This is a genomic window from Otoolea muris (assembly GCF_943193115.1).
Classification (GTDB): Bacteria; Bacillota; Clostridia; order Lachnospirales; family Lachnospiraceae; genus Otoolea; species Otoolea muris.
The window spans coordinates 22,982-48,450 of the sequence record NZ_CALPCY010000037.1 but is presented as its reverse complement, the minus strand read 5'-3'; the positions used below and the strand labels follow the sequence as shown (position 1 = coordinate 48,450).

Genomic DNA, 25,469 nt, shown 5'->3' with positions numbered 1-25,469 from the left:
TATATAGATTTATTAGATTGGACGTTGTAACTGTTAACCAGTAGTCATTTTTGACTACACCATTATTATACTAGGAGGCTGGAACGAGACAGGCGGAGGCTTTAGTCGGAACCGGCGTCTATGAGAAGGTCTTTTTGACGAATCCGGACGGAACGCCGGTATATCTGAAGGCAGAACGCCCCTTCCAGTACCCCAAATATAACGCGGACGGAAGTTTGATGAAGCAGGAGGTATTGACCAATGAGGCGGTGAACCGCTTCCGGCAGGTTTCGGCGCGACGCCTGCAGGAGCAGGCGGTGAGGGAGGCGCTTGAACGGGCCGACGGGGGCATGACGGAGGCGGAAAACCTGGAAATGCTGGAGCAGCCTTTTACGCGGGATAAGCTGGCTTTTGTAAAGGGAAAGGCAGAGGCGGCGCTGCGCAGGAACAAAAAGGCGACTCCCGGAAGCCGTCTGGCGGGCGGCGGGATGGATTATTCCAGCATTTACGCCGGCGTATTTGACAGCGGGGTGCGGGAGGGCGAGCCGGATATGTACGGCTTAAGCGGCGTTACCCCGGGAAACCCGGCTGCTTTTACGGTATATGGGGCGCCGGTTCAGAGCGTGGAAGCTTTGAAGATGGGGGATGGCGGGACACGGCTTACCGTCCGGGAGGCGATTCTGTCTGTGCTGCGCTTCTATGACAGCCATCCGTACTATAGCTATGGGGGAATTGATTCCGTGAAGGAGACGGGAAGCGGATTTCAATTTGAGGTATATGCCGGCGTAACGGGAAATCCGGAGAGCTTTATGGCGCTGGGAAGCGACGCAGAGGATGACAGCATCATTTTCCGTGCGGTCCGCTTTCTCCCGCAGGATGTGTCAGAGCCGCCCCGGCTGGTCTATGCGTCCTACTCAAATAACACGGCTTACAGCGCGTTTGGGACTTACGGGTCGTATAAGGAGTACGGGAATCCCCCTTCTGTGCTTGGAAGCGCGGTTCTGATACCGGCGGCCGAAGCGGACGGGACAGGCAGCCTGCACGGAAAAACCGTTGAGGAAAATGTGTACTATGAGCCCGGGGAGGAGGTATATGGACGGGACGGGAAGAGGATCCAGGCGTTTGAATACCGGGAGCGCCTTAAGACGGAGCTTGTGGAAACCGAAGACGTGAGATGGCAGAAGCTTCCCGCCGTGAGGAGGAAGGATGGGAGCTATGTCGTGTCAGTGGAGACGGCCTATACAGATTCGTTCGGCGCATCCCATACGGATGAGGGCGCGTCCCAGACGACGGAATGGAAGATCGCGCTAAAGGAAAAGGAGGCGGTCCTGTCAGCCGGGGAGGCGGCTATGCTGGGCGCAGGTTTTGCACCCGGAAACACGATGGACAGCGCAAGCTATTATCTCCATGTGAAAAAAGCCTTTGTAAAGGCATATCTGGACGCCTCCAATGGGAATCTGACGGGGGAGAACAGTTATCTGCTCCCCGCAGAGCTCGTCTACCCGGGACAGGAGAAGACAAACCAGGACGCCGGGACCAGAAAGAAGCCGGGACATGTATTTGAGCGGGTAATCCGGCAGAGAGTGAAGGTCATAAAGGATATCCAGACCATGCCGGACAGAGGCTATGCCCACAATACCAATGAGGCCGCCGGGCATAAGGACAGCTTCACAGAGGGCCCGGGCGGGAAAACGGGCGCGGGCGCGCTTGCGAATTTCCGGTTTAAGGCGTATTTAAAGTCCAATCTGGAACGGCTTTACCGGAATGATAACGGAGAGATTGTGTGGCTTGACCAAAACGGGGAGGAGACGGATCCCATGGGGGATAAAAACAGGTATCCGGGACAGGATCCGTGTGCGGATGTGCAAAAGCGGTACACAAAAGCGCCGCACCGGGCGGATTCCGTCACGGTTGGATCCGTCAATAACAATACATCCAGTGAAGCGGTATGCGTAAATCCGATCCTGTACCGGATCGGTGAGGACGGGCTGATTGAGGCGCAGCCGCAGACGGGCTATACGAGGCTCCTGGAAAGCGTGCCGCGGGTCATGGAGGACGGAGCGGGAAAAACAAGGACAATTATAGCGTACAATTATGAGAAGTTTTTTGATGCAATGAGGACGGCAAATTTTGACAAATGGGATCAGAAGGGGGCGTCAAGCACGTCGTTTAAGCCGCTGGCCTGGATTTTGGAGCGAATGCAGGGCTTTACGCCGGGCGGACAGGGGAAAACCGGGCCGGAAGAAAAACAGGGCGCCCGGACGGCAGCGGGAAGCGCAGCGCTTCCGGGCGGCGGGGCGGTGCAAAATGAGAGCAATACATCCAAGGAGGCGTTAAAGAACCAGGAGGCCACGGACGCGGTCCGCCAGTTTGCCGTCACATGGTATCTGGACGAGGAGGTGAAAAAGCTGACAGAAAGGAGCGGAGACGGGAGCCGGCAGGCGAAAGGAGGCGCGCAGTCTTATCAGGAGGAGGCGTATGACAAAGCGCTCCGTGAGGCGATCCAAAAGGCGGAGAACTACTTAAAGCCGTTTTTTACCTACGATTTGGACGAGATATATGCCATAGAGTGGGACGGCGAGCCGGACGGGGGAAAGGACGGAGATAAAACCACGCTGTCGGCAGACTCATCCGGTGAAGCGCAGGGGAAAAGCCACTATTACGGAGTGTCAAAATACCTGCCTTACGGGATCTATGTGGCGGTCGAGCAGCAGCCCTGTATAGCAAGGCTCGGAGACTTTTACAATAAGCATTACCGGATCGACCAGCCAAAGGAGATCGCGGTTCCGTCCCTGTATCAAACGGACGGAAACCGGGAGTCGCCGCCGGCCTTTGACCCCTTCTATGAATACGGCAGCCAGGATACGCCGGAGCAGCTTGCGTCAAAATACCTGATCCGGATGAATGAGGAGTGGGCGCAGACGCATACGGATGAAGCGGAACGCTATGTGATCCGCGCACAGGGAAACGACGGGCCGTTTGAAGTTTACAAATACGGGCTGGATGCGGATAAGAGGACGGGACAGGGAGCTGTGTTTGAGGACGGCGGCTCTTATCAGGGCTATACCTTCACGCAGGAGGAGTACGCCCCGTATAAAGCGCTCTATCACACCGATCATCCGGAAAGCGTTTATCACAGCAACGCGGCGGTTGGGGCGTATTACCATTATGCCTCTGTGTCGGAACAGTCCGGGACAGAGGATGGCGTGCTGTACCGGCACGGCCCGGAATCGGACGCCAACAACCCATCTGGTTTTTATTTTAAGGATCAGGTGAAAACGATAACCGGCGCCCTGACCGGGTATGACGGGCAGTATTTTGCGGCGCTGGTTCCCTGGACGGTTACGGAGCCTCCGGGGCCTGACGCATACGATGCTTCTGTTTTTGCCGGATATGCGGATCAGACGTTCAGGAATACCTTTTATGCGTCAAAACTCCGGCTTGAGAAGCTGGATTCAGAGACGGGGGAGGACATCCTGCATGACGGAGCCATATTTACCATTTACAGTGCGAAGCGGGAGGATAAGGAGACAGAGGACGGCCGTGTGAAATTTTATGAAAAGCCGGCTCTTATAACCGGTAGCAGAGAGTTTCTGGAGGCAATGGGGGCTGAGAATATCACGCCCGCGGCCAGGGCGGCGCTTCCGTGGGAGATTCCGTATAATGGGATATATTTCGGAATCGCGCCGGCGGGAACGCCGATCTGCCGGGAACAGGAGCAGGTAGTATTAACAGATGCATACGGAAATCAGACCGGGCAGTTTGAAGCGTTTACGACTGTGCGGGACGGGGAGCTGGGGGAAGGCGTGACAGGAGGGCAGACCGTCGGCTATCTGGAAACGCCGCAGCCGCTCGGGGCGGGATGCTATGTCCTGTGCGAGATCAAGGCTCCGGCAGGCTATGCCCGCAGCCGTCCGGTGGCAGTCGAGATCTATTCGGATGAGGCGGCCTATTACCTGGACGGGAATCCGGATCAGCGCGTGCGTGCGGCGGTTTACCATGAAAGGGTGAGCCGTACGGCAGACAACGGTGAGGAGATCACAGCCCCGGACGGGACGGAATCAAACGGGAATAAACCGCAGGATCGGGGAGACATGGCGCGTGTCTATATCGATAACACGCCGCTGCGCTTAAAGGTTGCAAAGACCAAGCCGGAGGAACAGACAGCCGTCTTTGAGCTGAACGGCCGCCTGGAGGGAAGCATAACGCAGCTAAAGGGAAGATACGGCCTGGAGAATCTGGAGCTGGCATTCAACGATTCGGGGACTTATCTGGGCTATGCCTGGAGGAAGGGCTTTCTGGACGCGCTTAAAAAGAAAAAGGATGCCGGGGAGGATCTTGAACTCCTCTATGAAGAGGGCGTATTTACCGGAAAGGCGCGCCTGACCAGACGCCTAGAGAGCGCGGATGACAAAAACCGCTATCTGCCGGGCGCGCGGATGACCCTATACGACGCGATTGAGATAAAGGAAAGCGGAGATAAGGAGGATTACAGGTTCACGGGTGTGAATATTGAACGTGATGCGTTCGGAAATGTGAAGCGGATGTATGTCCAGAAGGGATATGCGGGAACCGCGGTGAAGTACCTGCTGGATAAATCAGCGGATGCCAGCGCGGATCCGGAAGATTTGAAGCGCTATTCCTATTCGGATCAGGAGGACGACCGGGGAGAGGGAACCTGGATCTATAAGACCGTGGAACGGGAGGATACGGATATTCTCTTCTATGATCTGGGGAATCTGTCCGTTCTGGAGGAGATAAATGGCGCGTACTATGGGCGTGACGCATACGGAAACCGGGTTCAGGCAAAGGCAGGCATGGCGCTGTTTGCATGGAAAAACGGCGCCCCGTTCCTTGAAATCACCTGCCCGGACTGGGAAGGACTCCTCTACAGCAAGGCGGATCGCGCCTTTACAGAGGTTCCGGAGGGGACGAGGATGTACCATCTGGACGCGGATAAAAACAGGGACAGCCTGGTCGAGCCCTATACGGGCATGGCTTATGTGGAGGATGAGGAAGGAAGGGTTCTGGTCTGGCCGGTCCGGATTTCGAGGGATCCGTATGGAAATGTGATCGTAAGGGAGAAGATAAAGACCGGCCGTCTGGCCTCAATATTTTCTGATACAGAGAACGAATATACGATTGGGACCTACCGGAACGGGAAGCTGGAAAAGTCGCTTTCCCCGGCCTTAAATGAACACGGGCAGCCGGTTTATTACCAAAAATCGCAGAAAATCTATAAAAAAGGAGAGGCGGTTTATGACCGGGACAGGGATTTTGTCCGCTATAAATATGACGATCGCTTAAGAAGGTATAATACAAACGCCTGGGAGATTCAGACCAGCGGGGAGCTTGCTGATATCGGCCCGGATCCTGAGTCAGACCGGGATGATAAGCCGCTGTTTCACAGGCGGGGAGAAGGGTATATCATGGAAAACACCTGGATCACCGGGGAGGCGGCGCCAAACGATCCCTTTTCCCACGCCATGACGCCGGGACAGGCGGATGTATTAAAACGGGTTCCGGCCGGCAGTTATATCATGGAAGAGCTTGTGCCTCCGGCCGGATATGTGAAGACCATGCCTGTCGGATTGACCGTGGGGGAAGACGGAACGGCAGCGCCGATCGCGAGGGCGGTGGACTGGCCGATCAGCGCCTATATAGAAAAGGTGGACGCGCCTGAGAACTTTAAAATAACGGTTCTGGACCGGGATGGGCTGTTTGATGAGACAGAGATCCGGCAGGAGGGAAAGGCCGGCTATTCTTTCCGGAGTGTGAAGGGCGCAGAGCTCGCCCTGTTCCGGGCAAGGCGCGTTCCGTCAGACCAGCTTTCGTCCCATCCCTTTGGCTATTATCTGGAAAAAATGGAGGATACGCCTGCACAGTGGGACGTCCTGGACGGAGAGAACGGGATCCATACCTATACGGCGCAGTGGACGGCGGGAGATACGCCGGCTTACCTGGAGGCGGTTCCTAAGGGAGACTATATTCTGGAAGAGATCCACACGCCGCCGGGCTATATTCCGGCGTCGAAGTGGGTGTCCATAAGCGGGACGCGCGGGCTCCATCACATCGCGCTCCCCAACGACCATACCAAGCTGGAGATACTCAAATATGAAGAGAAGGAGGGAGAGAAACAGGCGCTTCCCGCAGCGGCCGGGGCCGTGCTCTCGCTTTATGAGGCGGAGACGGACAGCGGCGGGATTGTCACAGAGAATGGGGTTCCCAGGTACAAAAAGGACGTCCGGATCGATACCTGGACGGCGGATGACTGCCTGGAATACACAGAGACGATTGAAGTGTCCGATTATGAGGAAAATCCGGAGAAATCCATTTTTGCCCGTGTGTTCGGACCGCGAAAGGAGGAGACAAAGAGCGGTTTTACCCACAATTTTGAGTCCCTGTACGCAGAATATGGCCCTTCCTTTCAGGAGGTGGGCTGGAAGGCGGCCAGAAAGGCTGTCCGTGTGTCCGAAAGCCCTCTTGTCTATACACTGGACGGAGGTAAAAGGGCCGTATACCGGGATGGGGCGTTCACCTTTGACGCGGATGTCTGCCAGGAAGACAGGGACGCCTTTTTAAGACAGTACCAGAAGAATCCGGGCGCAGGGGAGCTTCGCTGGCTGTCCGCGCGGAGCGCGCGGCTGACAGACGCCGAGGCCACGGTTGGCGAAGAATCGGTGCGCCAGATGTGGGAGACGGAGAGTGGAAAACAGATTTTGATCCATATCAGCCGCGGCTTAAACGCAGAGGGAAAGTGTGGATACAATTTTGACTACAAGTTCAATTATCAGACGCTTACATACAGGAAAAGCCCGTACGCGGTCAGCTATGACACGGCGCAGGGACGGCGCCGGATCGATTATCTGGCCAGCGGCACGCCGTACGTGCTGGTAGAGGAAAAGACGCCGCCCGGCTATGAAACGGCGCCGCCCAGGGTCGTGGAGGTTGCGCAGACGGAACAGATCCAGCTTTACGGTATGGAAAACAGGAAGCAGGGGGTCGAAATAGTAAAGACCGATGAAGCGGGCGTTTCGCTGGCCGGCGCCAGGCTTGCGCTCTATAAAGCCGATCCGGACGGCGGCTTTTGCGAGGACGGGGCGTATCTGGCCGCTTCGTGGGTGTCGGGGGAAGACGGCGTTTATACAGAGGACGATCGCAAGTCGGGAAGAATCCCGGAAAAGCAGTCCGTGGGAAGCCTGCGCCCGCACCGGCTGGAAGGGCTGGAGGACGGAATCTATTATCTGGCCGAGCAGGAGGCCCCGGACGGATACAAAGGCTTTGAACCGCAGCGGCTGGCGCTTTCAGGAGGGCGGTTTGAACAGGGGAAGGCGGTGTTTCAGGCGGTCAACGAGAAAAAGAAGGGAGTGGTGGAAATTGTCAAGACAGACGCGGCGGATTCCGGGCTGACGCTTGCGGAGGCGGTGTTCGAGCTTAAAAATCTCGACACAGGAGAGCATATTCTGATGGCGACAGGCGAAAGCGGAACCGCGCGCAGCGGGGAGCTGGAAACCGGGAGAACAGTGGGCGGGGTGTGGAAACCGTACCGTTTTTCGGTGAAAGAGGTAATTCCCCCGCCGCGCTACGCCCGGGCGGTAACGGAATATTCGTTTACCTTTTCAGACGATCCGGATCAGAAGCTTTTGCTGTACCGGCTGGAGGCGTCAAATGAGCCGACGCGGATCGAGATAGCCAAAACGGATTTCAAAAGCGGGCATCTGGTGAAAGGCGCCGTGCTGGCAATCTATGAGACAAAGGAAGAAAACGGGAATTATACAGAGGACGGGCCTCCTGTTGAGACGTGGATTTCCGGCGGAGGAAGCCATCTCGTCGCAGGCGTGCTCTCGGCGGGCGGGGTGTATCTCCTGAAGGAGCTGAAAGCGCCAAAAGGGTATGCGCTGGCAGAACCGGTTCTATTTTCCATATCTGACGATGGGAGGCGGGTTTCCGGCATTTCCACAGGTACGGGAAGCGTGCGCTTTACAGCGTCCTCCGATTTCCCGGACGCGATTGAGAGGCTGGATATCTGGGGAAGAAGGGCGGCTGGCACAAGGCGGATTCTCACAGATTTGGAGAGCGGCGGGCAGTATGAGCTGACATACGGGCAAAGCCTGCCCGTCCGCCCGCGGGAGGATGAACATGGTCCAGACGGGAAAGGAGGGACAAAGGACAGAGGGCGGCAGGAGCAGACAAAGCAGGGAGAAGAGCCGGATGTTTTAGAAGTATGGGAAGGGAGGCTTTATGAAGAAACGGAGCTGACCTTCTACACAAATGGTTCGGAGCAGACGACGGAGCGCCGCATATTCCGCATGAAGCGCGGCGCAGACGGGCTCTATACGCCGGGATGGCGTCTGGCGGATGAGACGCTTCTTGCCATCAAAGATGAAAACGGCGGGGCGCTGGCGTCGTGGCGCGTGGAAAATACGCCGGGAGAGGGCTATCAGAAGACGCTATATAATCCGGAATATGAAGAAAAAAGGGGGATAGAGGTTTTCAGCGCAAACGGAAAAGGCGGCGCGGCCATTCTTTCCGGCAGCGTGATACGCTATGAAGCGACATGCAAAAATACAGAAAAGGAGGAGAAGGGGTATACGGCCCTTGTACGGCTGGGCAACGGCCTTGAGTGGATGCCTGCGAATTCGTCGGCGGCATGGAACATGAAGGGACAACCGGGCGTTTTGGAGGCTGAAACAGGCATTTTGAAGCCCGGTGAGGAATGCAGGCTCGTTCTCACAGCAGCGGCGCGGCCGGAGGCGGAGGGTGTGATCCGGTGTGCGCTGGAGCTGGAGGGTGAAGTATATGAAGCCGTAAACCCCATTGGGGAGGCCGGAAGCCTGACGCTTGTAAACCGTGTGACAGGCACAGGGGCCGGGAGCGTAACGGGGCGCTTTTCGTATCGGATCCATCTGCGCGGTTCGTCCGGGGAGGATTTTACAGGGCTTGTTCCCTTTAAGGGAAGCCTTACCGGAAGGATTCGGAGCGGGGATGTGGTTTCCCTGGCGGCGGGGGAGGCGGTTACGTTTACCGGCCTGCCGTGGGGAACACGTTATCAGATCGAGGAGACTGAGGAAACCAGGCGGGAGACAGAAGCGGCCATGCACGCGAAAAACAGCCGGAATACAGAGGGAACAACCGGGAAGAATCCGGAAAGCGCTGTATTTTTCTACGAAAAACGCGATGGAAGCAGGCGGGAGCTGTTTACAAAAGACGGGACGTACATCCTGACAGAGCATACAGGGTATTCAGACGGAACGTTTGCCCTGACCGGACGCCGCTCCTTTGGGTTTAATGGGGAGGCGGCTCCGGTATGGTTTGACATGACGGATGCGCCTGTGGAAATTTTGGCCGGGAAAACGGATTTCGAGACGGGAAAGGGTGTTTCCGGAGCTAAGATGGAGCTGCTGGCGCAGGACGGGACACTTTTGGAGGAATGGGTTTCCGACGGTTTTGTTCACCAGGTTGAAGCTGTTTTAAGTCCGGGTGAATCCGCGGTTCTCAGAGAGCGTGAAGCGCCTCCCGGCTACGGCCGGGCAGAGGATATCGCGTTTACAGCGCCAGAGGAAGGCGGCGCTCTGCGAATCCAGATGGAGGATCAGCCAGTCCGGGTGATTGTCAGGAAGACAGAGCCCGGGGAGAAAGAAGGAGAGACGGACGATCTGGCCGGGGCGCAGCTTACGATCTGCACTCCGGACGGAACCGTCGTGGAGCAGTGGGTTTCGGACGGGACGCCGCATCTGGTTCAGGCCGCGCTTTTGGCCGGAGCTGCTTACCGTCTGGAGGAAAGGATGCCCATGGCCGGGTACGCCATGGCCGGGCCGATTCTCTTTACCGTTCCGGAAAAAGGCGGGGAAATCGTTTTGGAGCTTGTCAATACGCCTACAAGAGTGACGATACGGAAATTAGCGGTTGAGAGCGACGGGACAACGCCGATCGGCCCTCTTCCCGGGGCGGCGCTGCGGATCGAGACAGAGGACGGCCAGGAGGTATGCCGCTTTACAACGGATGAGAGCGGTTCCAGAGAATTTACGGGGGTATTGGAGGCAGGCGCTTCCTACCGTCTGGCAGAGGAGTCCGCGCCTGCCGGATATGAGATGTCCGATCCGGTTACCTTTACGGTTCCGGAAAATGGGCAGGGCATTACCGTTCTGATGTACGATGAAAAGACGCCGCCCCAGAAGCCCGGGAGGCCGGAGCGGCCTGGCCGCCCGCAGACGCCGAAAAAGCCGGATATACCGGTCGAGGGGACGCTGACGCTTTACTATGACGAAACCATAGAAGGAAAGGGGGATATCTGGCTGAGAGCCGAAACGATTCCCCCGCTTCCGAAAACCGGGGAGGGAGAGGGACAGGGGAAAGCTCCTCTGCCGATACCGGAAGGCTTCCTGATAACCGGCCTGGCAGCGGCCGCGCTGCTGCTTCTGATTTTGTATACAAGACGGGCTTCAGACAGAAAAGGGGAGCGGGAGAGAAACATAAGGCGCTAAATTTGTTACACAGCACGAAGAAATTATGATTTTCGCGGGCAGATGGCCGGATGAGCATCTTCGTATGCACATCTGGCGGCTGCCGCGAAGGAAAGCGGGGTATGTCATTTATGATAAAAAGAACAAGCAGAATCAGCCGTTTCAGGATGAACCGCTGCATCAGGGCCTCCGCCCTGACCGTTTTTGCAGCCGGATTCAGCTTTCTGGGGAGTATGCCAGCGGCAGCGGCGCAGATACGGGAGATTAAGATACGTCTGGAGGCGGAGTCCTTTGAGGAGGACGGATGGCCGCTGGTGGAGGCATACTGCGCCAGCAGCCAGTACACAGTAACAGGCATCTGGCAGTCAGGGGAGGCTGGGAATCCGGGAAACGGCCCGTCTGTTTTTCCGGATCCCGCGGATGGGATACCATATCCGGACAAGGAAAGCGAGGAGGAAGAGACAGGGAAGGAAGGAATCACAGAGGAGGAGAGAAACGAATCAAAGCAAGGGACGGAGGAAGAGGGAACCCGGTATATTAAAATTGAGCTGACGGCGGAAGATGAGGATGTGTTTGGCCGGATAGATCAGGATGAAATACGCTTTTCGGGGGTTTCCGCGGTCTGCACCAAGGCAGTCCGCGGGGATGCGGGACAGAGCCTGCTTTTGACGGTGGAGCTTGAGGCGCCCGGCGAGCTTGTGGGGGAGATCGGGCGCGCGGCGCTGGAAGGAACATGCGCGAGATGGGAGGCCGCCCCCAATGCTTCGTCCTATCTGGCGATGCTGTACCGCAACCAGAGGCGGGTAGGATATCCCCACCGGACGGCCGGTCTTACATATGATTTTGCGCCGCTGATGCAGGAGAGCGGGATCTATTACTGTAAGGTTTATCCCCTGACAGAGAGCGGGAAAAAGGGCAGTCCGGCCGAATCGGGACTTAGGCAGGTGAGAAAAGAGGAGGCGGATCAGATTCGGGACGGGCTCTGCGCTTCTATATTTCAGAAGGAGGCAGACGCCGTTCCGGGAGAGGAGCTCCCGGAGGAAGAGGCGTCAGGATGGCGTTTTAAGGAGAACCAGAAATTTTATCTGGAAAAGGACGGCTGTATGCCGCAGGAAAACTGGCTGTTTCTCGACGGCTGCTGGTACTATTTCGACGGAATGGGGGCGGCGAAAACAAGCTGCTGGCAGGAGTGGAAGGGGCGCTGGTATTACCTCGATCCGGAAGGGAGGCTTGAAAAGGAGTCCGGTGAAAATCCGTTTCAGGCATCCGCCTGCTGAAGAACCGCCTTTTGGCCGGCTTTTTTCCGGTCAGAGGCAAGCGCGTCAACGGTCAGTCCGGACACAGCGCGCAGGACGGACAGGTTGGTTTCAAGTGAAAGATTGTCTACTGTGACAGTAGCCTCCTTTGTCGCTCCGTCTACCCCGCCTGCCAGAACCACCTGCCGTAAAAGCCTTGCCTCTGTCTCCTCAGAGGGAAGAAGGGAACGGCCGAGCTGGATGGATAAAAGGGCGGCGATACCCCAGCCCCACCAGTTGGAGACGCCGCCTGCCAGGGTGAAGTCAGCCGCTTCGCTGGCGCAGATCATATCTCCGCAGGCGACGCCTGCCACGATTTCTTTCCGGAAAGCGCCCATGCCCATCTCATTACCGCCGTCTCCGATGGCGATGGTGACAGCCCCGGCTCTTTTCGACTCCGAAAGAAAGGCGGCGGAATCGGTGAGCATGTCGTCAATCTGTTCGCCGCGCATGTTATGGTAATGGCCGTCCGCCGCCTTCCCGGGCCGTTCGAGACTGATAAAATGAGTTGGCTTAAGCGTTTCTACAAGCTCTGCGATAAATGGTTCCGGTTCGGATTTCGGGAGCAGAATCAGCTCTGCCGACGGAACGCGCAGGGCAAGAGCCGCCTCTAAGAGAGCGTGGGAAACAGAATCTGTAACGACGGACACCCGGCAGCCTGTCTCCATCAGAGCGTAGGCTAAGTTGGCGGTCCCGGAAGGCCCGTCTGTCTCTCCGACGACGCTGCCGTCCGGAAGGCGCACAGGAAAGCCGGTCAGGAGTATGGCATGCCTGGCCTGCGCGAGGGAGCGCGCCGTTTGTGCGATCGGGGAGGCGGGGAGCGAGCTCAAAAGCCCCCTTGCGCCGAAATCCTGTTTCATTATGGCATCTAAGCGTTCATAAAACTTCATAAGTATGGTTCCTCCAGTGTGTTATTTAACGGAACAAAAAAGACCCGTCTATTCTTACGGGGTTCAGGGTTCTTATCTGAGAGGGGGAGATCCGGACGGGAGTCCCGTAAAGAATGTGTTTTGGGAACGGCGGGGAGAGATTGCCGTTACTTCATTTTCTGTCTCAATTGTAGCGGAAAAAAGGGGGGCTGTCAATGGATATTTGGGCTGTCGGTTCACGGTTTGCCGGGGAGGGACGGCAAAAGTGGATTCATGATGAATGATATGATTCTGTTTTGCGCATAATGTATGGAAAATAGTGACAGGGCAGAGGTGTGTATGATGGGATATTTAAAGGAGCTTTTTTCAAAACAGGAGGATTCACAGGAAAGGGCGCAGGAAAAGAGGAAGGAGAAGAGCCAGGAGCTGGCGGAAGTTTGGAGCTTTTATTCCAGCATGAAGAAGCCGGCCTCTCAGGAAACGATTGCGGCGATGCTGAAGGAGATTCAGGAGATCCGGGGATTTATTTCTCCGGAATGCCGGGCGCTGGCGGCCGAGGCGGCGGGAGTGAAGGAGAGCGTCATTGACTGTATTATGAAACTTTATAAAAGCTTAAAGCCTGCGGCGTATGAGCACCGGATCACGGTCTGTACGGGAGAACGGTGTATGAGTAAGGAACACAGAAAACAGCAGGAAAAACGGCTTGGGAGGCTTAAGAAGCGGCTGGGCATTGAGGGCGCGATTCCGCCTGAGGGGGCATTGTCCGCGGACGGAACCGTATTGCTGGAGACAAGGAGTTGTCTAAAGCACTGCAGGACGGCGCCGAATATGCTGTTTGACGGGGAGCTGGCGGAAGATGACAGCATGCCGCTATGTTCCAAAGGAAACCGTGAAGCGTAACATGAACGGCATGATTTTTATTACTGTTCACACCCCTGCCGGGCTGTGCCCAGTAACACGCTTCGCGATGCGCACAAACCGCAAAAAAACGCGGTTTGGCGCCGCTGCCCTCGGGTTTTCCGTGACTTCCGCTGCGATGCGCTCACAAAAAACACCTCGCATTGGCTGGTGTGTGAACAGTAACTGATTTTTGCATATCGCCGCATATCGGTTTAATATCTGCTTGCAACCCGGACTGAAAAGCAATACAATGTAACTGTTCACAGACAGTTGGATGAGGAGCTGTTAATTGACTGCAGACAGAATGGAGAGTACAGATGATACAGGATATTGCACCGCACCGCTATGATAACGCTTACCGGGATCTTAAGCCAACGGCATCGGATTACGCGCTTTGTATTGTGCAGAATAAAACGCTTCTGCTTTGCGGGGAGGAGACGCAGGCTGCGATCCCCTGCTTTTCGCAGATTCTGCCGGTTTTTCCGGAGGCATTTACCAGGGCGGTTTATTTATTTTCGATTGATGAGAAGCCGTATTTTCTCGTCGAGCCTTCAGAGGAGGACTCTGCCTGTGCGGATTCCCCCGAAAATCCCGGCCTTCAGTGGAAGAAAACCCAGTATTTCAGGACGATGGAGCCGGCTTATCAGTCATTTGCTGCGATCACGGCCACGCAGTTGTGGCGGTGGAGGCAGAGCCGCCGTTTTTGCGGCCGCTGTGCGTCAGCTATGACAGAAAGCCGGACCGAGCGGGCTCTTGTCTGCCCTTCCTGCGGGCAGATTGAATACCCGAAGATTTCTCCGGCGGTGATTGTGGCAATCACAGACGGGGATCGGCTTTTAATGTCCCGTTACCGGGACCGGCCCTACAGGGGGTACGCCTTGATCGCGGGCTTTGTCGAAATTGGCGAAACCTTTGAGGAGACGGTCCGGCGCGAGGTGATGGAAGAAGTAGGGTTAAAGGTCAAACATATCCGTTATTTCAAAAGCCAGCCCTGGGCTTTTACAGATACAGAGATGATCGGTTTTTTTGCAGAGCTTGACGGAGATGATACGATCCGCCTTCAGGAGGACGAGCTGTCAGAGGCCGGATGGTATACCAGGGAAGAGATTCCGGATGACGACGTTATGATCAGCGTGGGAAGCGAGATGAAGATGGCGTTTAAATACAGGACGTGGGATCCGGATGCCGGCCCGGATGTCTGAGTACATAACGAAAAAAGATATGAATATTACCTGCGCGCACAGGCTGCGCATCTTCCCGGCCGGTGTATCCCGCGGCGTCTGCGCAGACCTGTCTGAAACGGGCGGCCATATACCGTTAAGGAATAGAATCTATTCCATTTAGTTAGTTGACAAAGCCACAATTGATTGCTATGATTAAGTGAATTTATAGTGAAACACTATAAATATGATACAGCAAGGTGGGAATGTACATGAGCAGAATTGTTTTATCCCTGCTGGTAGATAATACTGCCGGCGTTTTAAGCCGCGTCGCGGGCCTGTTCAGCCGCCGCGGGTACAATATTGAAAGCCTGACCGTGGGCGTCACGGCGGATCCGAGATATTCAAGGATGACCGTGGTCTCGCTGGGCGATCATCAGGTTTTGGAGCAGATTCAGAAGCAGCTTGGAAAGCTGGAGGATGTCCATCACATCAAGGCGCTGGAGGAAGGGCATTCGGTTTACCGCGAGCTGATGATGGTGAAGGTGAGGGCTGACGCCAGCCAGCGCATGGCGATCAATGCGATTGCGGAGATTTTCCGCGCTTCCGTGGTGGATGTGGGAAAGGATTCGGTCACCGTCATGCTGACCGGGGATCAGTCCAAGCTGGACGCGATGATTAACCTGTTGGAGGACTATGAGATTCTGGAGCTGGCGAGGACGGGCCTTACCGGGCTTTCCAGGGGGAGCGACGATGTGCGTTACCTTCCGTAAGCTTTTTGCCGGAGCGGAAAGGCCGGGCGGCGGCGCATGATGCATACAATCAAAATGAATAATCCCAAGGAGGAAGGAAACGAGATGGCAAGGATCTATTATCAGGAGGACTGTAATTTATCATTACTTGATGGAAAGACGATCGCGGTGATCGGCTATGGCAGCCAGGGACATGCGCATGCCCTGAATGCAAAGGAATCGGGCTGCAAGGTGATTATCGGCCTTTATGAGGGGAGCAAATCCTGGGCAAAGGCCGAGGCGCAGGGCTTTGAAGTGTATACCGCGGCCGAGGCGGCAAAGAAGGCGGATATTATCATGATCCTGATCAATGATGAGCTGCAGGCGGATATGTACAAGAAGGACATTGAGCCGAATCTGGAGGAGGGCAATATGCTGATGTTTGCCCATGGATTTAATATCCACTTCGGGTGCATTAAGCCGCCGAAAAACGTGGATGTGACGATGATTGCCCCTAAGGGACCGGGCCATACGGTGCGCTCCGAGTATCAGGAGGGAAAAGGAGTTCCGTGCCTGGTAGCGGTTGAGCAGGACGCGACAGGCAAGGCGCTTGATATTGCCCTGGCTTATGCCCTGGCCATCGGAGGCGCGAGGGCCGGCGTACTTGAGACAACATTCAGAACCGAGACAGAGACGGATCTGTTCGGCGAGCAGGCGGTTCTGTGCGGCGGCGTGTGCGCCCTGATGCAGGCCGGCTTTGAGACGCTGGTGGAGGCAGGCTATGATCCGAGAAATGCCTATTTTGAGTGTATCCACGAGATGAAGCTGATTGTGGATCTCATCTATCAGTCCGGTTTTGCGGGCATGCGGTATTCGATCTCCAACACGGCGGAGTACGGCGATTATGTGACCGGGCCGAAGCTCATCACAGAGGAGACGAAGAAGACGATGAAGAAGATCCTCTCCGATATCCAGGACGGCACATTTGCAAAGGAATTCCTTCTTGATATGTCCCCGGCCGGCCGTCAGGTTCATTTCCAGGCGATGAGAAAGCTTGCTGCTGAGCATCCGTCGGAAAAGATCGGCGAGGAGATCCGCAAACTCTATAGCTGGAATAATGAGAATGAGAAATTGATTAACAACTGATAAAAAATCATCTCACAAAATCAGGCGCAGCGGGACTCCGGGAGCACATCAGGAGAAAAACGGGAGGCGCAGCGGTTAGAGGAGGCTGGAAAAAGGGCGGAGCCGGCGAGGCATGTCCGCCTTTTTTTCTTTACGCAGGAGCGGGCGCGGAGGTTAATGCAGCGAGTCAACGGATGTATAGCAAAAGGCGGCGGATAGGGAGCACAACGCAGCCGATGGAGAACAGGATGTGGCAGATGGAGAGCAGAATACAATGGACGGAAAACAGAGCACAGCGGTCGGAGAGCAGAACACGGCGGATGGGAGATAAGACGAAAATGCCGCCGTCTCCGGCCATATCCGGCGTTTCTCTGCCGGAGCGGTTTTGTATCCGGTTTGTGCAGGCGTTTTTGTGCGGGATCCTGTTGTTTCTGACCGGGCTCAGCGCTTTTGTTACCTGCACAGTTTACGGAGGGGCGGAGATTGTGGAATACGGCCGGGATCACCCGTTGTTCCATGTCTCTGCCTTTGCGCTTTTGCTGTGGTTTTTGAGGCAAAAGAGGGTGGGGGAAGCGGGGAAAGCGCTTTCTGCGCGGGAAAAACGGGCGGCAACCGGGCGCTATACCCGCCTGACGGTGATTGCGGCCGCAGCGCTGGCTGTGTGGACGCTTCTGCTGATGGGCTGGGCGGGGAGTGATTCGAGGCTTTGCATGGAATCGGCCCGCTGCCTTTTGGAGGGGGATAGGTCGCCCTGGGCCCCAGTCCGTTTTAGCTATGGCTCAGAAGGAGGGGCGCAGGGGTACGCGTATACGTACCCGCTCCAGAACGGGCTGATCCTTTATATGGCGGTGTTTTATTCGGTATTTCGCGGCGCCGCACCGTATGCGATGCAGCTTTTTAACATTGGCTTTCTGATTCTGGGGATGGCGTGTCTTGCCGCCTTTGTCAGGCATTCGGGGGGAGAGCGCCGGCGAGCGGATTTGCCGGGGCAGGCAGGAGGGCTTTTTCTCTGCCTGATTTTGTATCTTCCATTTTCCTTTTACGTCGTATTTACCTATGGAACCATGCCTGGCTTTGGGCTTTCCTGCTTAGCGCTGTACCGGATCGGCCGCTATATCCGCGAGGAGAGGGGGATGGATCTGTGGATCGGCGCAGCGGCGGCAACAGGGGCCGTTTTCCTGAAATCGAATTATCAGATTGCTCTGGCAGCGCTGGTGATCGATCTGGCCGCTGAGGCGGTGTTTCAAAAGAGGCGGCGGCTCTTTGCCGCGGCGCTTATCGTGGCCGCGGTTTATATGGCCGGGAGTAAGGGGCTGGGCTTTTGCATGGAACGGCTGACAGGCGCTCCGGCCTCCAAAGGGATTCCCATGGCCGCATGGGCCGAGATGGGGCTCTCGGAGGGAAAAAGGGGACCGGGATGGTACAATGGCTACAATGTCCGGGTATTTTGGGAAAATGGAGGCGATACGGAGCGGGCAAAGGAGGCGGTGCGAAGGGATCTGGCGGAGACGATATCAGACCTGGCGGCCGATCCGGGGGCCTGCGCGGACTTTTTTGTGAGGAAAACCGCGTCGATCTGGGCTGAACCCACCTTCCAGAGCCTCTGGATCCAGGAGGTTGGGGGCGGCCTGGCGCTCCTGCATGACATGAAACGGTCGCTGTTTAAAAAGGGAGGCGTCCTGAATGCGCTGTACCTTCTCACGGTCAACTGGCTGCAGACGCTGATCTATGCGGGCGCGCTGCTGTGGGTTCTTTTGGAATGGAAACGCATACGGTGGGGAAATCTGATTCCGGGGATTATATTTATCGGCGGATTTTTGTTCCATCTGGTGTGGGAGGCCAAGGGGCAGTATACGGTCTGCTATGCTGTGCTCCTGATCCCGTATGCGTGGACGGGGATCCGGAGAGCGGCGCTTGCGGTGGATCGGTTCATGGCGAAGCGCTCTGTGCTGCCTGAATGATCTGATGAAAGAGCTGCTGTTCATACATCAGCCAGCGAGGAATGTGTTACCGGGCACGGGGAGGAGATATGCTGATTAAAACAATCGAGTACGATTTTTCCGTTTGTAAAGTAGCCGATTATTCGCAGACAGATATAGAAAGCGAGTTTTGCTTTATTGGCAGGACAGATGAGGAGAAATCATTAGTATGCCGGACAGATAAGGTTCCCGGCAATGCGGCTGCATGTGAGAACGGGTGGAAGGCCTTTCGGATTCAGGGGATATTGGATTTTTCCCTTATCGGCATTCTGGCTGAGATCTCTACGCTGCTGGCAGATAACGGGATCGGGATATTTGCTGTATCGACTTATAATACAGATTATATTTTTACGAAACAGGAGGCGTATCATAAAGCGCTGGAGGTGTTGGCGAAAGCGGGCTATCAGATTATAACGCCTGCTGAACAGAAATTTTGACTGCGTGATGCTGGACGGAAGCGGCGCGGCGGGCAGCAGGGTTGTGCTGTGCGAGGCCGGTGATTTTGGTAATGAAATCAGACCTTTTGACCCTGGTATCATGAGATTCAGATAAAGGAGGAAGAAGGATGGGGGAATTGTCGAAGCTGCCGAATATTGGGAAAACGGTGGAAGGGCAGCTTGCCCTGGTGGGGATTGTTACGGAGGCGGAGCTGCGATCAGCCGGCGCGAAGCAGGCATGGCTGAAGATTCAGGAGATAGACGAATCGGCCTGCATTCACAGGCTAATGGCGCTGGAGGGCGCGCTCCGCGGGGTGAAAAAGGCGGAGCTTCCGGAGGATGTAAAAGCGGATTTGAAGGAATTTTATACGTGGCATAAAAAATAGCGGATTCTCAGACTTCGGGAACTGTAAAATGCACTCTCGGAATCTCTCTGCGCCTGCTTTTGCGGCTGATTTTCCGCCAGATGCACCCAAATTTAATCAACGTACGCTCCACGTACGCCTCATAAATTTGTGCACATCTGACAAAAAATCATCTCACAAAATCAGGCGCAGCGAGATTCCGAGAGTACATTAAAGTTATTTTTGTACAATTCGTTACCATAAACATGACATACAGACGTCATGTTTTATATGCTATATTTATCCATGAAGCTTACGGATGCGCTTTCGCCGCTGCTTCATATGCGCGAAAGCGGGACGGAAAATAATGTATTCCCGGAATCTCGCAAGATCAGGCGTGATGAGGCTTTGGGAGTACACAGCGCCTGATTGGAGGAAAAAAGATGAAGTTAGACGGTTTTGGGATCCTGGTTAAGGATATGGCGGTGATGGTTCGGTTTTACAGGGACGTGCTGGGCTTTGATATCAAAGAGAGCGAGGACGCGATGAATGTGCTTCTCGAAAAGGACGGCACCCTGTTTATGCTGTACCGGAGAAAGGATTTGGAAACCATGACAGGCGCCTCCTTTTCCTATGCGGAGGGGATCAACGGCCATTATGAGATAGCGCTGAGCGTTCCCTGCTATGCGGAGGTGGACAAGGCGTTTGCAGCGGTCACGGCCGCCGGGGCGAAGCCCGTTCTGGAGCCTGTGACAGAGCCGTGGGGACAGAGAACCTGCTATGTAGCGGATCCGGAGGGAAATCTGGTTGAGATCGGCTCGTTCGTAAAAGGAGGCTGAGAACAGGGGCCTGTTTCGCGCCAGCCGCGTATCTAAGTAATGTACTCTTGGAAAATCAGCCGCAAAAACAGGCGCGGCTGGACTCCGAGAGTACATCGTATCGGAAAGCGCTCAGTCATCCACTTTGAGAATCTTATCTACGATCACAATCAGGATCGTCCCCAGCGCAATCGTGATCAGGAACACGACGCCGATGCGTATCAGAAGAACCATAAAATTATGGCTTTCGTTCCATTTATCATTGATACAATAGAATACGCCTTCGGTATTTACGTTATACTCCCTGCAGAGGTCTGAGATATTGGCGAGGACCTGGCGGTGCGCCGCGGTTTTGCGGCCGATGGGCAGCGTGAGATCCTTTCCGGCTTTGAGCTTTTTGGCGTCGTCAACCGGTATCTGCGCCAGGATATAGGATTGATCCGGGAGCTTCAGCAGGAAATATTCACCGTATTCGTCGAGAATATCCAGGGCTGTGCGCGTGACCTCCGGACGTTTTTTCTGGCCGCCCCGGCGGCGTCTGATGTAGGGGTCAACCCACGGGTGGCGGGGGCCGATCCCCGTGCCGATGATCGCTTCAGGCTCAATGGTTACATAGCTCGTCTGCCAGGTATCCTCCCAGGAGGCGGCGTCCTCAATCCGGGGGATGTCGTCAGCGGCGGGCATGCCGATGTAATCCTCCGGCAGGCCGCCCTCGGTCATGGCTAAGGTAACCGGCTCTTCCTTGCCCCGGAGGATGGACTCGACGCCGATGTTCCTGCCGACAAGGACGCCGCATACGAGCGCAGCGACAACAGCGATGAATTCCAGGGCTTTTGCAAGTTTTTTCTTCATGATGCTACCATTCCTTTTTCTTTCGGTGTTTTGCAGAAACGGCCGCGGTGCGGAAAACGGCGGCCTAGATGTATTATAGCACGGGAGCGGCGGTTTGTCATTAGCGGTAACCGGGAATACATTTTACTGCGGGGCGGGGAATAAGGAACTGTTAAGAATGGATTGCCTGGCCATGTCACGCCGCGGCAGACGGCTGCTTCCATGTTCGTAGAATAACTAATTCTAAGAAATTTCTATCTATTATACTACGGTTTATGGGGGATTTCAAGGAAAATGGCTGTCGAAATTGTGAGGTTTTTACAAAATATAATCCATTTTTATCATTTAAATAGGAAATAAAAAATAATATATCAGAAAATAGCGCAAGTTTTCATCAGCCGGATTTCGTAGAATTAGTTATTCTACGAAATCCACGGCGGGGCGTTTTTACCGGTCCGCTGTAGAAAGGCTGAAGGAGAAAACGAAAGATGCTGTTTAATTCCTATCTGTTTGTCTTATTTTTCCTGCCCGTTACAGCGGCAGGTTATTTCTTGCTGAACCGCCTTAAGCGGTACGGGCTGGCGGAAGTGTTTCTTTTGGGGATGTCTTTGTGGTTCTATGCGTATTTCAATGTTTCTTATCTGCCCATTATGCTGTTCAGTATCGTGTTTAATTATGGGATCTACCGGCTGTTTGGCGTGTGCGGGGGAGTGGGCGCGCGCAGAAAGGGGATTTTGCTGCTGGGGATCGCGTGTAATCTGGGCGTTTTGTTTTATTTTAAATATTACGATTTTTTTGTGGAGAATGTGAATGCGCTGTTTCGGACGGATATGGCTTTGAAAGGGCTTTTGCTGCCTCTGGGGATCAGTTTTTTTACGTTTCAGCAGCTTTCGTTTGTGATTGACGCCTACCGGGGGGAGATACCGGATTACAGTTTTTTGCGGTATGCGCTGTTTGTGAGCTTTTTTCCGCAGCTCATCGCAGGGCCGATCGTGACGCATGACGAGCTGGTTCCTCAGTTTTCGGATATGGAAAAGAGGCGCATGGACTGGCGGAATCTGTCGCAGGGGCTTTTTATCTTTTCCATGGGGCTGGCGAAGAAGGTTCTGGTTGCCGATATGTTCGGCAATGCGGCGAACTGGGGCTTTGCGCATTATCTGGAGCTGAACGCGCCGAATGCCTGGCTGACGATCCTTTCGTATACGATTCAGATTTATTTCGATTTCAGCGGGTACTGTGATATGGCGATCGGGATCGGGAAACTTTTAAATATCGATCTGCCGGTGAATTTTCATTCGCCGTACAAGGCGCTTACGATCACGGAATTCTGGGAGCGGTGGCATATGACGCTGACGCGTTTTTTTACCCGATATGTGTATATTCCCCTGGGAGGGAACCGGAAGGGGACAGCCAGGATGTGCCTCAATACCATGATTGTGTTTCTGACCAGCGGGCTGTGGCACGGCGCAAACTGGACGTTTGTCCTCTGGGGCGGCGTGCATGGCGCGTTCTGTGTGGCGGCAAAGGTGTTTGCGGACTTTTTTAAGGGTCTGCACCCGGCGCTTAACTGGCTGGTTACGTTTTCCTTTGTGAATATCATGTGGGTGTTTTTCCGCGCGGATTCGATTCTGCAGGCGCTGGTGATTTTAAAGAGGGCGGTATGCCTGAATATGGGCGCGATTGATGCGAATATCATCCAGGCGTTTCAGCTTAAGGAGATCCTTTATCTGGCCGGGAAGCTGGGTCTTGACAGGCTTTACCGGGATTTTCCGCAGGTATGGATGGCAGGCTGCTTTGCGCTTGCCCTGGTTGTGCTGCTGGGGAAACGAAACAGCTATGAGAGGATGGAGCGGTTCTCGGCCCGGTTTTCGGAGGGCGCGCTGACAGCGCTTTTGATGGTGTGGGGCATCTTTTCCCTGTCCGGGGTCAGCACGTTTCTGTATTTTAATTTTTAATAACCGTTCAGACGGCGGGGAATCTGGAGGAAATTTTGGCGTTAAGCTTGCTTAAAATCCAAAATTTCCTCCAGATTCCACATTGGATGGACATCCGATGCTTCTTGTCCGGCACAGACGGACAAGAAGATGCCCTGAACTTGAACTGTTACAATATTTAAGGGGGAAATGGACGATGGCGGATGAAAGAACAGAGGATGGGAGAATGGGGCGGCCAGCGGGCGCGGCTGGCAAAGAACAGGGGACGGGCCGGGAGAAGCGCTGGTTTGCGTGCACATTTCTGGCAATGGCAGCGGCTCTGTGCGGCCTGGCGGGACTTACGGCCTGGGTGGATCCGTTTTTTCATTACCACAAACCGCAGGCCGGGCTGGCGTATCCGATTCACAACCAGAGATATATGAACGACGGGATTCTGCGCCATTTTGACTATGAGGCGGTGATCACAGGGACCTCCATGACGGAGAATTTTAAGGCTTCGGATTTTGAGCGGCTGTGGGGCGTGAAAACCGTAAAGACGCCTTTTTCCGGGGGCTCGTATAAGGAGATCAACGACAGCCTTGCGCGGATTCTGCGAAAGGAAAAGCGCGTGAAGTATGTGGTGCGGTGCCTGGATTATTCGATGCTTTTAAGTGATAAAGACAGTATGCGTTATGAACATGATTTTTACCCCTGGTATCTGTATGACGACATTCCCTGGAATGATGTCAAATATGTGCTGAACAAGTCCGTGCTGTTTGACAATACGCTGGGCGTGTTAAAGTATACGAAGGACGGGGGAACGACCACGGATTTTGATACATATTCCAACTGGAACGCATCGTATACCTTTGGGAAGGAGCCGGTTTTAAAGGGCTATACGAGGCCCGGCGAAAGCGCGGAACAGGAAGGTCTTTCGATGGAGCTTAAGGAGCGCATCCGGGGCTCTCTGGAGCAGAATGTGCTGTCTCTGGCAAGGGAATGCCCGGATACGACGTTCCTGGTGTTTTTTTCGCCCTACAGCATCGTGTACTGGGATTCACTGAAGCAGAGCGGGACGCTGAGGCAGCATATTGAGGCCGAGCGGGAGGCGATAAAGGCGCTGGCTGGGCAGGAGAATATTGAGCTGTATTCGTTCAGCGACTGTTTTGAACTGGTGTGCGATCTGAATAACTATAAGGATATGGCGCATTACAGCGAGGCAGTGAACGCGATGATACTGGAGTGGATGCATGAGGGGGAACACAGGATTACGGCGGAGAATTATGAGGCATATCTGGAGAGCATAGAGGAATTCTATTTTTCGTATGAGTATGACGCCATATTTGAGGGAGAGTGAGGGATGAGGCCGCCGCCTCCCAATCAGTTCCATAGCCCGCTATGCGCCTGATTGGGGGCGGCGCTCTCGAAGAAAAATCCAGCGCACGATGCGGCAGTTATGTATTTCCGCTAGAGCGTGTTTGAAAAATACTTTCTGCCAGATGTGCGTTCCGCTTTGTGGGAGATTTGGGCCAAATGACCGCGGCGCAGCGGGCTGCGTTAAGTGAATTTGGCACAAATATACCGCGAAGTGGGGCGTGCAGATGCCAGGAATGAATTTTCAAACACGCTCTAGCAGCGGGCATGCCTGCATGCACATTTGACGGCTGCTGCGAGGGTCAAATATCCCGCTGCTCTGCAGCGCTGCCAGCCTGATGCCCCGTTGTCTGCAGCGGGGGTGTTGACTTCCCGCCGCCCTGCGCTTCTTCCGGACTGCGTTTCGGGGCCGCGTTTCTGGCGCGGCATATGAGCTGCGTCATGGTTCCCATGGGGCAGTATACACACCAGGAGCGGGGCTTGAAGAGGATCATGGTAAACAGCCCCAGCACAGTGGAGGTGAGCATCACGCTGTAGAAGCCAAAGGCAAACTGCGCGACGCCGTCAGAAAACAGGGCGCCGTGATAGGCCCAGTGCCATGGGAGCTTGAAGGTCCACAGCAGCGTTACCGCCCTGCGAAGATCCCGGGCGCCGGCGAAGACGAGCCAGGTGTTCCACAGCATGAGGAAAAACATCGCAAAGAAGAAGGTCAAAAATCCGTACCGGAAACCGGCTGATCTCATCCAGGCAGGGATATCTTTTTTCCGGGAGAGCCCGAACCGGCCTCCTATGAGGGAAAATAGCTGTCCTCTGCCGCAGTATTTGTTGCAGTAGGCTTTATTTCCCTTTACAGCCGCAATGAGGAGCGGTATAAAAAAGCAGAGAAGTCCCAGCCACGCAAAGAGGATGTTGAAGAATCCCAGGATCAGGTATGTGAGAGAGGCAATCCACAGGTAATCATACCATTTCTTTTTTTGGTTCACGGTTCGGCCACCTCCAGTCGGATAATACTTGCAGGGCACTCTTTTGCACATTTTCCGCATCCGATGCATAATTCGCGGTCAATTTGTGCATAGATGCCCTGCGGGACAGAGATGGCGTCTCTCGGACAGACTTTCATGCAGCATCCGCAGGCAACGCATTCGCGGGCGCTGACAACCGCTTTTCTTTTTGCCATGATAAAGCTCCTTTTTGTGTTTTATATTGTATATGTATATATACAGAGAAAGGATATAAAAACACTCCTTTTTG

Annotated in this window: 16 protein-coding genes and 1 pseudogene; 12 read left to right on the top strand and 5 right to left on the bottom strand. The window is 54.8% G+C overall.

Features of this window, described 5'->3' with window-relative positions; all coding sequences use genetic code 11:
* The first annotated feature begins 134 nt into the window (after positions 1-134).
* Together NFS31_RS18535 and NFS31_RS18530 are read left to right on the top strand one after the other, a co-directional pair.
* The gene (locus NFS31_RS18535; protein WP_251498432.1) at positions 135-10,463 is read left to right on the top strand and encodes an MSCRAMM family protein; all 10,329 of its coding nucleotides are present in this window, start codon (positions 135-137) and stop codon (positions 10,461-10,463) included.
* A gap of 110 nt (positions 10,464-10,573) precedes the next feature.
* A complete protein-coding gene (locus NFS31_RS18530) occupies positions 10,574-11,719 on the top strand; it encodes a hypothetical protein (protein ID WP_251498431.1) in 1,146 nt (381 codons plus the stop codon).
* On the opposite strand, the gene NFS31_RS18525 is transcribed toward NFS31_RS18530, so the two are convergent.
* Complete coding sequence (locus NFS31_RS18525; RefSeq protein WP_251498429.1) at positions 11,701-12,627, bottom strand: DUF4392 domain-containing protein; 927 nt, start codon at positions 12,625-12,627, stop codon at positions 11,701-11,703. The genes NFS31_RS18530 and NFS31_RS18525 overlap by 19 nt on opposite strands.
* A gap of 318 nt (positions 12,628-12,945) precedes the next feature.
* Between NFS31_RS18525 and NFS31_RS18520 the strand changes: the two genes are divergently transcribed.
* The 8 genes from NFS31_RS18520 (at position 12,946) to NFS31_RS18485 (ending at position 20,121) form a co-directional block, all read left to right on the top strand.
* Entirely contained in the window at positions 12,946-13,506 is a 561-nt protein-coding gene (locus NFS31_RS18520; protein ID WP_251498427.1) for an NADH-quinone oxidoreductase subunit NuoE family protein, read from the top strand.
* 317 nt (positions 13,507-13,823) lie between these two features.
* Positions 13,824-14,708: an NAD(+) diphosphatase gene (nudC, locus tag NFS31_RS18515; RefSeq protein ID WP_251498425.1), complete on the top strand. Its 885-nt coding sequence runs from the start codon at positions 13,824-13,826 to the stop codon at positions 14,706-14,708.
* A 230-nt stretch (positions 14,709-14,938) separates the two neighbouring features.
* A complete protein-coding gene (gene ilvN / locus NFS31_RS18510) occupies positions 14,939-15,439 on the top strand; it encodes an acetolactate synthase small subunit (protein WP_251498423.1) in 501 nt (166 codons plus the stop codon).
* A gap of 84 nt (positions 15,440-15,523) precedes the next feature.
* Entirely contained in the window at positions 15,524-16,543 is a 1,020-nt protein-coding gene (gene ilvC, locus NFS31_RS18505; RefSeq protein WP_251498421.1) for a ketol-acid reductoisomerase, read from the top strand.
* A 236-nt stretch (positions 16,544-16,779) separates the two neighbouring features.
* Positions 16,780-18,483: a hypothetical protein gene (locus NFS31_RS18500; protein WP_251498419.1), complete on the top strand. Its 1,704-nt coding sequence runs from the start codon at positions 16,780-16,782 to the stop codon at positions 18,481-18,483.
* Between the two features lie 68 nt (positions 18,484-18,551).
* A complete protein-coding gene (locus NFS31_RS18495; protein WP_251498417.1) occupies positions 18,552-18,938 on the top strand; it encodes an ACT domain-containing protein in 387 nt (128 codons plus the stop codon).
* A 128-nt stretch (positions 18,939-19,066) separates the two neighbouring features.
* A complete protein-coding gene (locus NFS31_RS18490; protein WP_251498415.1) occupies positions 19,067-19,324 on the top strand; it encodes a TfoX/Sxy family protein in 258 nt (85 codons plus the stop codon).
* A 401-nt stretch (positions 19,325-19,725) separates the two neighbouring features.
* Positions 19,726-20,121, top strand: a complete 396-nt coding sequence (locus NFS31_RS18485; protein WP_251498412.1) for a VOC family protein — start codon at positions 19,726-19,728, stop codon at positions 20,119-20,121.
* 111 nt (positions 20,122-20,232) lie between these two features.
* Here NFS31_RS18485 and NFS31_RS18480 read toward each other — a convergent pair whose 3' ends face one another.
* Positions 20,233-20,952: a hypothetical protein gene (locus tag NFS31_RS18480; protein WP_251498409.1), complete on the bottom strand. Its 720-nt coding sequence runs from the start codon at positions 20,950-20,952 to the stop codon at positions 20,233-20,235.
* A 467-nt stretch (positions 20,953-21,419) separates the two neighbouring features.
* Between NFS31_RS18480 and NFS31_RS18475 the strand changes: the two genes are divergently transcribed.
* Both NFS31_RS18475 and NFS31_RS18470 read left to right on the top strand, forming a co-directional pair.
* Complete coding sequence (locus NFS31_RS18475; protein WP_251498407.1) at positions 21,420-22,886, top strand: MBOAT family O-acyltransferase; 1,467 nt, start codon at positions 21,420-21,422, stop codon at positions 22,884-22,886.
* Between the two features lie 175 nt (positions 22,887-23,061).
* Entirely contained in the window at positions 23,062-24,201 is a 1,140-nt protein-coding gene (locus NFS31_RS18470; protein ID WP_251498405.1) for a hypothetical protein, read from the top strand.
* A gap of 97 nt (positions 24,202-24,298) precedes the next feature.
* Here the strand turns inward: NFS31_RS18470 and NFS31_RS28375 are convergent, their stop codons facing one another.
* From NFS31_RS28375 to NFS31_RS18460, 3 genes and pseudogenes are all read right to left on the bottom strand, one after another.
* Positions 24,299-24,487 carry a DUF6783 domain-containing protein gene (locus NFS31_RS28375; RefSeq protein WP_416389483.1) on the bottom strand — a complete coding sequence of 63 codons (189 nt, stop codon included), beginning with the start codon at positions 24,485-24,487 and terminating at the stop codon, positions 24,299-24,301.
* Between the two features lie 144 nt (positions 24,488-24,631).
* A pseudogene (locus tag NFS31_RS18465) lies at positions 24,632-25,252 on the bottom strand (4Fe-4S binding protein); the annotation flags it as partial.
* A complete protein-coding gene (locus NFS31_RS18460; RefSeq protein ID WP_251498401.1) occupies positions 25,198-25,395 on the bottom strand; it encodes a 4Fe-4S binding protein in 198 nt (65 codons plus the stop codon). The gene NFS31_RS18460 and the pseudogene NFS31_RS18465, both read right to left, overlap by 55 nt.
* Positions 25,396-25,469 lie beyond the last annotated feature (74 nt).